This window comes from Streptomyces sp. NPDC085481 (genome assembly GCF_044541845.1).
Classification (GTDB): domain Bacteria; phylum Actinomycetota; class Actinomycetes; order Streptomycetales; family Streptomycetaceae; genus Streptomyces.
Genome location: NZ_JBITTJ010000003.1, coordinates 278,160 through 290,728, shown reverse-complemented (window position 1 = coordinate 290,728; position 12,569 = coordinate 278,160). Strand labels below are relative to the sequence as shown.

Sequence of the window (12,569 nt, the reverse complement as noted above, 5' to 3'; positions counted from 1 at the left end):
GGGCGTTTTCCAGACCCCTGGAAAGCGCCCCGCGTACCGGGCCCTCGACGTCCCTTAGGGCACCACCGCAGGGCCTTACTGGGCCCCCGGGCGCACCAGACCGCTCTCGTACGCGTACACCGCCGCCTGCACCCGGTCGCGCAGGCCCAGCTTCGTCAGCACATGGCCCACATGCGTCTTGACCGTCGTCTCGCTGACGAACAGATCCGCCGCGATCTCCGCGTTCGAAAGCCCCCGCGCCACCAGCTTCAACACCTCGACCTCGCGGTCCGTCAGCGTGTTCAGCGTGTCCGGCACCTGCTCCTCACCCGACGGCAGATGCGCCGAGTACTTGTCCAGCAACCGGCGCGTGATCGACGGAGCCAGCATCGCCTCGCCCGCCGCCACCACCCGGATCGCCTGCACCAGCTCATGCGCCGGCGCGTCCTTCAGCAGGAAGCCGCTGGCCCCCGCCTTCAGCGCCTCCACCACGTACTCGTCCAGGTCGAACGTGGTCAGCACCAGCACCTTCGCCGGGCCGTCCCGGCCAGGCCCCGTGATCTGCCGGGTCGCCTCCACCCCGTCCATCCGCGGCATCCGGATGTCCATCAACACCACATCCGGCTGCAAAGCCCGCACCTGCTCCAGGGCCTGCAGACCGTCACCGGCCTCACCCACCACCGCGATGTCCTGCTCGGCCTCCAGGATCATCCGGAAACCGGTACGCAGCAGGGGCTGGTCATCGACCAGAAGAACGCGGACAGCCACGGATGACTCCTTCATGGGGCGGGCGGGGCCGCATCCATTCTGCCCTGGCCGCTCAGCCCCGCCTCCGGCGGGCGCGCGGGCACCACCGGCAGCGGGTACACCGGGGGAGTGCCCCCGAACTCCGGGCACACCGCCTGGTGATCGCACCAGCCGCACAGCTTCGTCGGCCGCGGCCGCCAGTCACCCGTCTCCGTCGCCAGCCGGATCGCCTCCCACAACGCGTGCAGCTTGCGCTCCACCCGCAGCAGGTCAGCCTCCACCGGGTCGTACGTCAGCACGTCCCCACTGCCCAGATACACCAGCTGAAGCCGGCGCGGCACCACGTTCTTCAGCCGCCACACCACCAGCGCGTAGAACGTCATCTGGAACAACGCACCCTCGCTGTACTCCGGCCGCGGCGCCTTGCCCGTCTTGTAGTCGACGATCCGCACCTCGCCCGTCGGCGCCACGTCCACCCGGTCGATCACCCCGCGCAACCGCAGCCCCGACGCCAGCTCCGTCTCCACGAACAGCTCACGCTCCGCCGGCTCCAGACGCGTCGGATCCTCCAGCGTGAACCACCGCTCGACCAGCGCCTCCGCCTCCGAAAGCCACTGCCCCAGCCGCTCGCCCTCCGGATCCTCCGTGAACAGCTCGCCCAGCTCAGGACGCGACTCGAGCAGCCGGTCCCACTGGCCGGGGATCAGCGACTTCGCCCGCGGCGCCGTCCGCTCCACCGCCGGAGCGTCGAACAGCCGCTCAAGAACCGCGTGCACCAGCGTGCCCCGCGTCGCCGCCGCACTCGGCTTCTCCGGCAGCCGGTCGATCACCCGGAACCGGTACAGCAACGGACACTGCATGAAGTCGCTCGCCCGCGACGGCGACAACGACGTGGGCGTCCGGGCCTCCGCCGGCGGCTGCTCGCTCGTACTCATGACACAGACCCTACGGCCCGCCACCGACAGCAAGCGGAATACCATCGACGCAGGACCCCGTCGCGCTGCATGATCGAACCGTGACCGAGCGCGCGGACCGAACGGCTCGGCGACGAAAGGAACCCGTGAACCAGGACGAGTCCAAGCCGAAGCGGACCCAGGACCCCGGCGGCGGCATCCTCATGGGCCGGCCCTTCGGCGTGCCCGTCTACGTCGCACCCAGCTGGTTCCTCGTCGCCGCCCTCATCACCTGGGTCTTCGGCGACCAGATCGACCGCGTCCTGCCCGAGCTCGGCGCTGCCCGCTACCTCGTCTCGCTGTTCTTCGCCATCGCCTTCTACGCCTCCGTACTCGTCCACGAACTCGCCCACACCCTCGCCGCCCTCCGCTTCAAACTCCCCGTACGCCGCATCCAGCTCCAGTTCTTCGGCGGCGTCTCCGAGATCGACAAGGAGACCGAGACCCCCGGCCGCGAGTTCGTCCTCGCCTTCGTCGGCCCCCTGCTCTCCCTCGTCCTCGCCGGAATCTTCTACCTCACCCTCTACGCCGTCGAACCCGGAACGGTCCCCGGCGTCCTCCTCGGCGGCCTGATGATCTCCAACCTGATCGTCGCCGTCTTCAACCTCCTCCCCGGCCTGCCGCTCGACGGCGGCCGCATGCTCCGCGCCGTCGTCTGGAAGCTCACCGGCAACCCCATGAACGGCACCGTCGCCGCCGCCTGGGTCGGCCGCGCACTCGCCGTCACCGTCCTCATCGGACTCCCCCTGCTCACCCGCACCGGGCTCCTCGGCAACTCCACCGCCGACATCGACGGCTTCACGACCGTCACCGACGCCCTGCTCGCCGCCATCCTCGCCGCCATCATCTGGACCGGCGCCGGCAACAGCCTCCGCATGGCCCGGCTGCGCGAACACCTCCCCGAACTCGCCGCCCGCAGCCTCACCCGACGCGCCATCCCCGTCGAATCGGCCACCCCCCTCTCCGAAGCCCTGCGCCGCGCCAACGAAGCCGGCGCCCGCGCCCTCGTCGTCGTCGACGGACTCGGCGCCCCCACCGGCATCGTCCGTGAAAGCGCCATCGCCGGCATCCCCCAGCACCGCCGCCCCTGGGTCGCCGTCAGCACCCTCTCCCAGGACCTCGCCGACGGCATGAAGGTCCCCGCCGACCTCACCGGCCAACCCCTCCTGGACCACCTGCGCGCCAGCCCCGCCACCGAATACCTCGTCCTCGAGGACAGCGGCGAGATCTACGGCGTACTCTCCACCGCCGACGTCGAGAAGGCCTTCGTCAAGGCCATGGCACGACCCTCCTCGTAACCCCGGTACTCTGTTCACATGTCCGAACCGACCGGTGCCGCCCGCCGACGCGGGCCCTTCAAGGTCGGGGACCAGGTTCAGCTGACCGACCCCAAGGGCCGTCACTACACGTTCACGCTCGAAGAGGGAAAGAACTTCCACACCCACAAGGGTTCTTTCCCGCACGACGAACTGATCGGCGCCCCCGAGGGCAGCGTTGTCCGCACCACCGGAAACGTCGCCTACCTCGCGCTGCGCCCCCTGCTCCCCGACTACGTCCTGTCCATGCCCCGCGGCGCCGCCGTGGTCTACCCCAAGGACGCGGGGCAGATCCTGGCCTTCGCCGACATCTTCCCCGGCGCACGCGTCGTCGAGGCAGGTGTGGGCTCCGGCTCGCTCAGCTCCTTCCTGCTGCGCGCCATCGGCGACAGCGGCATGCTGCACTCCTACGAGCGCCGCGAGGACTTCGCCGAGATCGCCAAGGGCAACGTCGAGCGCTACTTCGGCGGCCCGCACCCCGCCTGGCAGCTGACCGTCGGCGACCTCCAGGACAACCTGTCCGACACCGACGTCGACCGCGTCATTCTCGACATGCTCGCCCCCTGGGAGTGCCTCGAGGCCGTCTCGAAGGCGCTCGTCCCCGGCGGCATCCTCTGCTGCTACGTGGCCACCACCACGCAGCTCGCCCGCACCGTGGAGTCCATCCGCGAATTCGGCTGCTACGCCGAACCGCAGCCGTGGGAGTCCATGATCCGCAACTGGCACGTCGAGGGCCTGGCCGTACGACCCGACCACCGGATGATCGGCCACACCGGCTTCCTCGTCACCGCCCGCCGCCTCGCGGACGGCGTCGAGCCCCCCATGCGCCGCCGCCGGCCAGCCAAGGGCGCCTACGGCGAGGACTACGAGGGCCCCAACAAGGGCTGACGCCCCCACAACGCACGCGTGCCGCCGCCGAGTTCCCGCCCCAGGGCGCGGAAGTCGACGGCGGCACCCTCATGTTCGGGGACCGCGCCCCAGCCCGTACGGCCAAGACGCCCCGCGTGTACCGCCAAGAAACCCCCGCGCATACCCTCGAAGGGCGCCGGACCACACCGCCGCGAGCCCCCCCGCCCCCACGGCGAGAGGCGACCCACCTGTTCCGCGCACCTGTGACGTGTGGCACGATGCCCGCAACTCCTTCCGCGCCACCCTCACAGGAGAATTCTCGCGTGCAGACCTCCGCCGTCACGGACCTCGCGCACACCCACGCACATCCCGTGCACTGGCTCGCCACCGCCACCGCGATGGCCGGAGTCGTCGCCCTCGCGGGCCTGCTCCAGCCCGACCCCGCCGGAGCCACCGCCGCACCCGCCCCCCGGCCCGCCCCCGACGCCGCCACGGCCCACTACCCCCTGGACTGCGGAGGGGCCCCCAGCAAGATCGCCCAGCGGGCCACCGGAGACCTCGACGGCGACGGAAACCCCGAGACCGTCGCAGTCGTACACTGCGAAGCCGGCTCCGGAACACCCCCCAGCGGCATCTACGTCCTCACCCACGGCAAGGGGGACGGCAAGGGAAGCGGCACCCCCGCCGCCCGCGTCGTGGCCACCCTCGTCGAACCCTCACAGCAGAAGAACGTGACCACCTTCGCCGTACGCGACGGAGCCGTACGCGCCACCCTGCTCGGCTACTCGTCCCCCGACGTCCCCAGCTGCTGCCCCGACCAGCGAGAGCAGGTCAGCTGGCGCTGGCGAGGCGGAACCTTCGTCCGCACCGCCCAGAGCCAGGCCCGCGCGGTCTGACCCGGCGGGCCCTCAACGACCCGTCACCGGCCCGTCACCCGGCGTCGGGGCCGTACACCTCGACACCGTCGGTCACCCGCCGCACATGAATGCAGTCACCCGGGCACTCCTTCGCGGAGTCCACCACGTCCTGCAACAGCGGCAGCGGCACAGGGGTCGTCGCCCCCACAGCCTGGAGCAGCTCGTCGTCCGCGCTCTTCACATAAGCGAGCCCGTCGATGTCCAGCTCGAAGACCTCGGGAGCGTACTGCGCACAGATCCCGTCCCCCGTGCACAGGTCCTGGTCGATCCAGACCTCCAGCGCCTCTTCGGCGCCCGTGGCCGGGGCCTCGTTCTGCACGGTCATATCTCCTGCCGTTCCTGATTCGCACGGGTAAGTCGGCCAAAGCCTGACGGGTGTTGACCACCCATGACGATACCTCCGACCGCTTTTGCAACGTCCGCCGGTGGGTATTTCCCTGGCGTGAGGGGAAGCGCAAGGGTGAAGATCGGACACACCTCGGAGTCTTTTTGATCTAGGGGTTTCAATCACCACCCACCCAGGTAGGGTCAGGAAGCGTCCAGCTCCCCTTGGAGGAGGTGAGGACCGTGGCAGCCCACGACGACGACATCAACCGCGGCATCCGGCCGGGGCGGGGGTCTGAGGACCCCGCCGGCCAGGTTGCCTATCTCGAGCAGGAAATCGCCGTCCTGCGCCGCAAGCTCGCCGACTCTCCGCGACACACGAGGATTCTCGAGGAGCGGATCGTCGAGCTGCAGACGAACCTGGCCGGCGTGTCCGCACAGAACGAGCGGCTCGCCAACACGCTCCGTGAGGCCCGCGACCAGATCGTGGCCCTCAAGGAGGAGGTCGACCGGCTCGCCCAGCCACCGGCCGGCTTCGGTGTCTTCCTGCAGGCCAACGAGGACGGCACCTGCGACATCTTCACCGGGGGCCGCAAGCTCCGGGTGAACGTCAGCCCCAGCGTCGAGCTCGACGAGCTCAGGCGCGGCCAGGAAGTCATGCTCAACGAAGCGCTCAACGTGGTCGAAGCCATGGAATTCGAGCGCGCCGGGGACATCGTCACCCTCAAGGAGATCCTCGAGGACGGCGAGCGCGCCCTGGTCATCGGGCACACCGACGAGGAACGGGTGGTGCGGCTCGCCGAGCCCCTCCTGGACATCACCATCCGCCCCGGCGACGCCCTGCTCCTCGAACCCAGGTCCGGCTACGTCTACGAAGTGGTCCCCAAGAGCGAGGTCGAAGAACTCGTCCTCGAAGAGGTCCCCGACGTCGACTACGACAAGATCGGCGGCCTCGGCAACCAGATCGAGCTCATCCGCGACGCCGTCGAGCTCCCCTACCTCTACCCCGACCTCTTCAAAGAGCACGAACTGCGGCCCCCCAAGGGCATCCTGCTCTACGGCCCGCCCGGCTGCGGCAAAACCCTCATCGCCAAAGCCGTCGCCAACTCCCTTGCCAAGAAGGTCGCCGAGGTCACCGGCCAGCCCGCCGGAAAGTCCTACTTCCTCAACATCAAGGGCCCCGAACTCCTCAACAAGTACGTCGGCGAGACCGAGCGGCACATCCGCCTCGTCTTCCAGCGTGCCCGCGAGAAGGCGAGCGAAGGCACCCCCGTCATCGTCTTCTTCGACGAGATGGAATCCCTCTTCCGCACCCGCGGATCCGGAGTCAGCTCGGACGTGGAGAACACCATCGTCCCCCAGCTGCTCGCCGAGATCGACGGCGTGGAAGGCCTGGAGAACGTCATCGTCATCGGCGCCTCCAACCGCGAGGACATGATCGACCCCGCGATCCTGCGACCCGGCCGGCTCGACGTCAAGATCAAGATCGAGCGCCCCGACGCCGAAGCCGCCAAGGACATCTTCGCCAAGTACCTCACCGCCTCCCTCCCGCTGCACGCCGACGACCTCGCCGAACACAGCGGATCCAAGGAAGCGGCCGCCCACGGAATGATCCAGTCCGTGGTCGAGCAGATGTACGCCGAATCCGAGGAGAACCGCTTCCTCGAGGTCACCTACGCCAACGGCGACAAGGAAGTCCTCTACTTCAAGGACTTCAACTCCGGCGCGATGATCCAGAACATCGTCGACCGAGCCAAGAAAATGGCCATCAAGGCCTTCCTCGACCACGACCAGAAGGGCATTCGCGTCTCCCACCTCCTCCAGGCCTGCGTGGACGAGTTCAAGGAGAACGAAGACCTTCCCAACACCACCAACCCGGACGACTGGGCCCGCATCTCCGGAAAGAAGGGCGAGCGGATCGTCTTCATCCGCACCCTCGTCACCGGAAAGCAGGGCGCCGACACCGGCCGCTCCATCGACACGGTGGCGAACACCGGTCAGTACCTGTAGTGACACGCACCGGCTGCGGATGTCCGGAAACGGGCACCCGCAGCCGACGCTTTCCACTCACCGAATCGCATCTGATCTCCCCGTACACCCGCGGCCGCTCTAGGCTCGTGGGTACCGCCGAATCACGCACATTGCGGGGAGCGGCGCCGGGCAAGGAGGGCCGCATGACCGTACGGCGAGTAATGGGCATCGAAACGGAGTACGGGATCTCCGTTCCGGGGCACCCGAACGCCAATGCCATGCTCACCTCGTCCCAGATCGTCAACGCCTACGCGGCGGCGATGCACCGGGCGCGCCGCGCCCGCTGGGACTTCGAGGAAGAGAACCCGCTGCGGGACGCCCGCGGCTTCGACCTCGCCCGCGAGGCCGCCGACTCCAGCCAGCTCACCGACGAGGACATCGGCCTCGCCAACGTCATCCTCACCAACGGCGCGCGACTCTACGTCGACCACGCCCACCCCGAATACAGCGCACCCGAAGTCACCAACCCCCGCGACGCCGTCCTCTGGGACAAAGCCGGCGAGCGCATCATGGCCGAAGCCGCCGAACGAGCCGCCCAGCTCCCCGGCGCCCAGCCCATCCACCTCTACAAGAACAACACCGACAACAAGGGCGCGTCCTACGGCACGCACGAGAACTACCTGATGAAGCGGGAGACCCCCTTCTCGGACATCGTGCGCCACCTCACCCCCTTCTTCGTCTCCCGGCAGGTCGTCACCGGCGCCGGCCGCGTCGGCATCGGCCAGGACGGCCGCGACCACGGCTTCCAGATCAGCCAGCGAGCCGACTACTTCGAGGTCGAGGTCGGCCTCGAGACCACCCTCAAGCGCCCCATCATCAACACCCGCGACGAGCCGCACGCCGACGCCGAGAAATACCGCCGGCTCCACGTGATCATCGGTGACGCCAACCTCTCCGAGATCTCCACCTACCTCAAACTCGGCACCACGGCACTCGTCCTCTCCATGATCGAGGACGCCTTCATCACCGTCGACCTCGCCGTCGACCAGCCCGTACGCACCCTCCACCAGGTCTCCCACGACCCCACCCTCCAGTACCTCGTCACCCTGCGCAGCGGCCGGACACTCACCGCCGTCCAGCTTCAGATGGAGTACTTCGAACTGGCACGCAAGTACGTGGACGAGCGCTACGGAGCCGACGCCGACGAACAGACCAAGGACGTCCTCGTCCGCTGGGAGGACACGCTCAACCGGCTCGAGAACGACCCCATGAGCCTCGCCGGCGAACTGGACTGGATCGCCAAGCGCGAACTCATGGAGGGCTACCGCCGCCGCGACGGCCTCGACTGGGACGCCGCCCGGCTCCACCTCGTCGACCTGCAGTACGCGGACGTGCGCCCCGAGAAGGGCCTGTACAACCGCCTGGTGGCCCGGGGGCGCATGAAGCGCCTCCTGGACGAGCAGGCGGTGGAACGGGCCGAGACGAGCCCTCCGGAGGACACCAGGGCCTACTTCCGCGGCCGCTGCCTGGAGCAGTACGCGGACGACGTGGCCGCGGCCTCCTGGGACTCGGTCATCTTCGACCTGCCGGGGCGCGACTCGCTCCAGCGGGTACCGACCCTGGAACCCCTGCGGGGTACCCGGAACCACGTGAAGGAACTTCTGGACCGGTGCAGGACCGCGGAGGAACTGGTCCGCGTCCTTTCCGGCGGCTGAAGCGGCTGAAATGCCCGGGCACTGGGAATCATGGGAGCAGTGCCCGGACGTTACTGAAACTGCGGGGCCGATGTCAGTCCCGGCTTGTAGGGTCTGATCTTGTACAGATCCAATCGAGCGGGCCGATTCGAGCGGGGTGAGGTTTATGGCGACCAAGGACACCGGCGGCGGACAGCAGAAGGCGACGCGTTCCACCGAGGAGGTCGAGGAGACCACGGCGGAGGCGAGCTCCGACCTCAAGGAACGCCAGGAGAAGCTGAGCGACGACGTGGACTCCGTACTCGACGAAATCGATGATGTGCTCGAGGAGAACGCCGAGGACTTCGTGCGCTCCTTCGTTCAGAAGGGTGGAGAGTGATTTCGCCTTTGACTCGAAGGTGAAGTAGCTCCGGGGGGATCGATGTCTGAGGGTTTCAAGCGGTGTAGTCGCTGTGCAGAGACGAAGCCGCGAGAGGCTTTCGCGAGCAACCGGGCCATGCGGGACGGCCTGCAGTGCTACTGCAGGCCGTGCGCGGCCGAGTATCACCAGCGGCGCCAGAAGGCCAAGGGAAAGAACGTACGGCCGAGGGCCGAGGCGCCTGATGGGCACGAGTACTGCCGCCGCTGCGGTGAGATCAAGTCCCATTCGGAGTGGGACCGTAAGAGAAGGGCCTCGGACGGCCTCTCCACGCGTTGCAAGGCGTGCCGGGCCATTGAGGGTCGTGCGGCTCATCTCAAGCGCTCGTACGGCATCACCGAAGCCGAACGCGACGAGATGATCGCCTCGCAGATGGGCACCTGCTGCATCTGCCCTGCTGCCCCGGCGATCCATGTGGATCACTGTCACGAGACGGGTAGGGTCCGTGGCGTACTGTGCTTCAACTGCAATTCGGCCATCGGCAAGTTGGGAGACGATCCCGACACGCTGCGTCGGGCCATCTCATCTTTGGAGGGACACGCGTGGAAGCCAACACTCGTAGCACCGGGCGTCTACCAGCTGCCTTCCTGACGCCGGGCTCGTCCTCGTTCATGGACTTCCTCGCCGATCACTCGCCGCAGATGCTCCCGGGCAACCGGAAGCTCCCCGACGGGATCGTCGAGGCGCCGCACGGCACGACCATCGTCGCGGCGACCTTCCCCGGTGGCGTCGTGCTCGCCGGTGACCGGCGGGCGACCATGGGGAACATGATCGCGCAGCGGGACATCGAGAAGGTGTTCCCGGCCGACGAGTACTCCGCGGTCGGCATCGCCGGCACGGCGGGTCTCGCGGTGGAGATGGTGAAGCTGTTCCAGCTGGAGCTTGAGCACTTCGAGAAGGTGGAGGGCGCGACGCTCTCCCTGGAGGGCAAGGCCAACCGCCTGTCCACGATGATCCGCAGCAACCTCGGCATGGCCATGCAGGGCCTCGCCGTCGTCCCGCTCTTCGCCGGCTGGGACGAGGGCAAGGAGAAGGGCCGGATCTTCTCGTACGACGTCACCGGCGGCCGCTCCGAGGAGCACGGGTTCGCCGCCACCGGCTCGGGCTCGATCTTCGCGCGCGGGTCGATGAAGAAGCTGTACCGGGACGACCTGACCGAGCAGCAGGCGACCACGCTCGTGGTCCAGGCGCTCTACGACGCGGCGGACGACGACTCGGCGACCGGCGGGCCGGACATGGCCCGCAGGATCTTCCCGATCGTCACCGTCATCACCGACGAGGGCTTCCGCAGGCTGAGCGAGGCAGAGTCCTCCGAGCTGGCCCGGTCGATCACCGAGCGGCGTCTGGAGCAGCCCGACGGGCCGCGCGCCGCTCTGCTCTGATCCGCCCGCTCGTCGCCTACCTGTAGAAGCCCAGAAGAAAGGAACGGATAGCCGGTGTCTACGCCGTTCTATGTCTCACCCCAGCAGGCCATGGCCGACCGGGCGGAGTACGCCCGTAAAGGCATCGCGCGCGGCCGCAGCCTGGTCGTCCTCCAGTACGCCGACGGCATCGTGTTCGTCGGCGAGAACCCGTCTCGCGCTCTGCACAAGTTCAGCGAGATCTACGACCGGATCGGCTTCGCGGCCGCCGGCAAGTACAACGAGTACGAGAACCTGCGGATCGGTGGCGTGCGCTATGCCGATCTGCGGGGTTACACCTATGACCGCGACGACGTGACGGCCCGCGGTCTGGCCAACGTCTACGCCCAGACCCTGGGCACCATCTTCTCCAGTGCGGGGGAGAAGCCGTACGAGGTCGAGCTGGTGGTGGCCGAGGTCGGTGCGGAGCCGGAGGGTGACCAGATCTACCGGCTGCCGCACGACGGTTCGATCGTGGACGAGCACGGTTCGGTCGCGGTCGGTGGCAACGCGGAGCAGATCAGTTCGTTCCTGGATCAGCGGCATCGCGATGGGATGTCGCTCGCCGAGGCGCTGAAGCTGGCTGTGCAGGCGCTGTCGCGGGACACCAACGGCAGTGAGCGGGAGATTCCGGCGGAGCGGCTCGAGGTGGCGGTTCTGGACCGTACGCGCCCGCAGCAGCGCAAGTTCAAGCGGATCGTGGGCCGGCAGTTGGCGCGGCTGATCCAGGCGGACGACGCGGCGCTCGCGAAGACGGATGATCCGTCGGACGAGGCCGCCGAGGAGTAGTGGCGCGGTGATCCTGTGAGGGGCCCTGGAGTCGTGAGGACGGTTCCGGGGCCCCTTTGGCGTGTCCGGAGCGATGTGTCCGGATCGGCGTGTCCGGGTCGTGTCAGGTGGTCGGTGCGGGGCCCGTCGAGCCGCGGACGATCAGTCGGACGGGGAGGTCGGTGGGCTGGGGTCGTTCGCCGTTGAGGACGGCGAGGAGGGCGGCCATGCCGCGTCCGCCGAATTCCTGTGCGGGTAGCCGGACGGTGGTGAGTTCGGGTTCGAGGGCGGTCGCGAGGGCCATGTCGTCGAAGCCGGTGACGGAGAGGTCTTCGGGGATGCGCAGGCCGAGCCGGCGGGCTGCCTTGTAGACGCCTGCGGCGAGGATGTCGTCGTCGCAGATCACGGCGGTGGGCCGGGGGCCGGGGGCGGTGAGGGCCAGGTTCGCGGCTTCCCATGCGGCGGCGACGTTGAGCGGGGCTCGTACGGTGCGCAGTTCTGTGCCGTGGAGTGCGTCGGTGAGGGCGGTGGCTCGTACGTCGAAGGTCCAGGAGGGTACGGCGGAGGCCACGTGCAGGAAGCGGCGGTGGCCGAGTGCGAGGAGGTGGCGGGTCATGCGGTGCATGCCGTCGGCGACGTCGAGGTTGACGTGGGCGGCGGCGCCGGTGTCGGCGGGGTCGCTGTCGAGCATGACGAGGGGGAGTTCGGTGCCCTGGAAGGCTTCGAGGGCGCCGGTGGCCATGGAGGAGGCGAGTACGCCGTCGAGGGCGGCCTGGGCGGAGGCGAAGGGGTCTTTGGCGGGGCCTACGCCGTCGGGGGAGGGGTAGAGCACGACGGCGAAGCCGTGTCGGGCGGCTTCGGTGGCGGCGCCGGTGTAGACGTGGGCGAAGAACTCGTTGGTGAGTGCGGGCACCACGAGGAGTGCGGTGCGGGTGTGGCCGAGGCGCAGGTTGCGTGCGGCGAGGTTGGGTCGGTAGCCGAGTTCGCGGGCGGCGGCGCGTACGGCTTCGGCGGTGCGCTCGGAGACGCGACCGCGCCATTTCTGTCCGAGGACGAGGGAGACCGTGGCCTGGGAGACGCCGGCGGCCCGGGCGACGTCGCGGCTGGTGGGCCGGGTGGCGGCGGGTTGTTCCGGGGTGTGCACTGGTGCCTCCGGGTCGAGGGCGGTTCCCGTGCGCGGGGTGGACCGCCGCGCTGCCGTCATGGTACGTATGACGGGACGCGTTATACGTA

General features: G+C 68.7%; 13 protein-coding genes. 9 read left to right on the top strand and 4 right to left on the bottom strand.

Annotated elements, in window-relative coordinates:
- Positions 1 to 75: 75 nt before the first annotated feature.
- Entirely contained in the window at positions 76 to 747 is a 672-nt protein-coding gene (locus ACIGEZ_RS10120) for a response regulator (protein WP_399828316.1), read from the bottom strand.
- Positions 748 to 758: 11 nt separating this feature from the next.
- Entirely contained in the window at positions 759 to 1,661 is a 903-nt protein-coding gene (locus ACIGEZ_RS10115) for a RecB family exonuclease (protein ID WP_399828314.1), read from the bottom strand.
- A 182-nt stretch (positions 1,662 to 1,843) separates the two neighbouring features.
- Here ACIGEZ_RS10115 and ACIGEZ_RS10110 point away from each other — a divergent pair, with 182 nt between their 5' ends.
- The 3 genes from ACIGEZ_RS10110 (at position 1,844) to ACIGEZ_RS10100 (ending at position 4,740) form a co-directional block, all read left to right on the top strand.
- Positions 1,844 to 2,977: a site-2 protease family protein gene (locus ACIGEZ_RS10110; protein WP_399828693.1), complete on the top strand. Its 1,134-nt coding sequence runs from the start codon at positions 1,844 to 1,846 to the stop codon at positions 2,975 to 2,977.
- An 18-nt stretch (positions 2,978 to 2,995) separates the two neighbouring features.
- A complete protein-coding gene (locus tag ACIGEZ_RS10105) occupies positions 2,996 to 3,883 on the top strand; it encodes a tRNA (adenine-N1)-methyltransferase (protein WP_015032448.1) in 888 nt (295 codons plus the stop codon).
- A 284-nt stretch (positions 3,884 to 4,167) separates the two neighbouring features.
- Positions 4,168 to 4,740 (top strand): hypothetical protein, encoded by a 573-nt coding sequence (locus ACIGEZ_RS10100; RefSeq protein WP_399828312.1) that lies wholly within the window; start codon positions 4,168 to 4,170, stop codon positions 4,738 to 4,740.
- Between the two features lie 34 nt (positions 4,741 to 4,774).
- Here ACIGEZ_RS10100 and ACIGEZ_RS10095 read toward each other — a convergent pair whose 3' ends face one another.
- Entirely contained in the window at positions 4,775 to 5,086 is a 312-nt protein-coding gene (locus ACIGEZ_RS10095; protein ID WP_399828310.1) for a ferredoxin, read from the bottom strand.
- Between the two features lie 242 nt (positions 5,087 to 5,328).
- Here ACIGEZ_RS10095 and arc point away from each other — a divergent pair, with 242 nt between their 5' ends.
- From arc to prcA, 6 genes are all read left to right on the top strand, one after another.
- Positions 5,329 to 7,095, top strand: a complete 1,767-nt coding sequence (gene arc, locus ACIGEZ_RS10090; protein ID WP_365349948.1) for a proteasome ATPase — start codon at positions 5,329 to 5,331, stop codon at positions 7,093 to 7,095.
- Between the two features lie 164 nt (positions 7,096 to 7,259).
- Positions 7,260 to 8,771: a depupylase/deamidase Dop gene (dop, locus tag ACIGEZ_RS10085; RefSeq protein ID WP_399828307.1), complete on the top strand. Its 1,512-nt coding sequence runs from the start codon at positions 7,260 to 7,262 to the stop codon at positions 8,769 to 8,771.
- Between the two features lie 145 nt (positions 8,772 to 8,916).
- Entirely contained in the window at positions 8,917 to 9,129 is a 213-nt protein-coding gene (locus ACIGEZ_RS10080) for a ubiquitin-like protein Pup (protein ID WP_030759619.1), read from the top strand.
- A gap of 42 nt (positions 9,130 to 9,171) precedes the next feature.
- Positions 9,172 to 9,759 (top strand): endonuclease VII domain-containing protein, encoded by a 588-nt coding sequence (locus tag ACIGEZ_RS10075; RefSeq protein ID WP_399828303.1) that lies wholly within the window; start codon positions 9,172 to 9,174, stop codon positions 9,757 to 9,759.
- Complete coding sequence (prcB, locus tag ACIGEZ_RS10070; RefSeq protein ID WP_399828300.1) at positions 9,711 to 10,550, top strand: proteasome subunit beta; 840 nt, start codon at positions 9,711 to 9,713, stop codon at positions 10,548 to 10,550. The genes ACIGEZ_RS10075 and prcB overlap by 49 nt, the downstream gene beginning before the upstream one ends.
- Before the next feature lie 54 nt (positions 10,551 to 10,604).
- A complete protein-coding gene (prcA, locus tag ACIGEZ_RS10065; RefSeq protein ID WP_399828297.1) occupies positions 10,605 to 11,357 on the top strand; it encodes a proteasome subunit alpha in 753 nt (250 codons plus the stop codon).
- A 103-nt stretch (positions 11,358 to 11,460) separates the two neighbouring features.
- On the opposite strand, the gene ACIGEZ_RS10060 is transcribed toward prcA, so the two are convergent.
- Positions 11,461 to 12,540, bottom strand: coding sequence for a LacI family DNA-binding transcriptional regulator (locus ACIGEZ_RS10060; protein WP_399828295.1), 1,080 nt, complete (start codon positions 12,538 to 12,540; stop codon positions 11,461 to 11,463).
- Between the last annotated feature and the right edge of the window lie 29 nt (positions 12,541 to 12,569).

Bases quoted from the DNA above. Each gene is read 5' to 3' on its own strand.
- ACIGEZ_RS10060 (WP_399828295.1), bottom strand. From the start codon at position 12,540: ATGACGGCAGCGCGGCGGTCCACCCCGCGCACGGGAACCGCCCTCGAC.
- ACIGEZ_RS10095 (WP_399828310.1), bottom strand. From the start codon at position 5,086: ATGACCGTGCAGAACGAGGCCCCGGCCACGGGCGCCGAAGAGGCGCTG.
- ACIGEZ_RS10115 (WP_399828314.1), bottom strand. From the start codon at position 1,661: ATGAGTACGAGCGAGCAGCCGCCGGCGGAGGCCCGGACGCCCACGTCG.
- ACIGEZ_RS10080 (WP_030759619.1), top strand. From the start codon at position 8,917: ATGGCGACCAAGGACACCGGCGGCGGACAGCAGAAGGCGACGCGTTCC.
- ACIGEZ_RS10110 (WP_399828693.1), top strand. From the start codon at position 1,844: ATGGGCCGGCCCTTCGGCGTGCCCGTCTACGTCGCACCCAGCTGGTTC.
- dop (WP_399828307.1), top strand. From the start codon at position 7,260: ATGACCGTACGGCGAGTAATGGGCATCGAAACGGAGTACGGGATCTCC.
- ACIGEZ_RS10075 (WP_399828303.1), top strand. From the start codon at position 9,172: ATGTCTGAGGGTTTCAAGCGGTGTAGTCGCTGTGCAGAGACGAAGCCG.
- ACIGEZ_RS10105 (WP_015032448.1), top strand. From the start codon at position 2,996: ATGTCCGAACCGACCGGTGCCGCCCGCCGACGCGGGCCCTTCAAGGTC.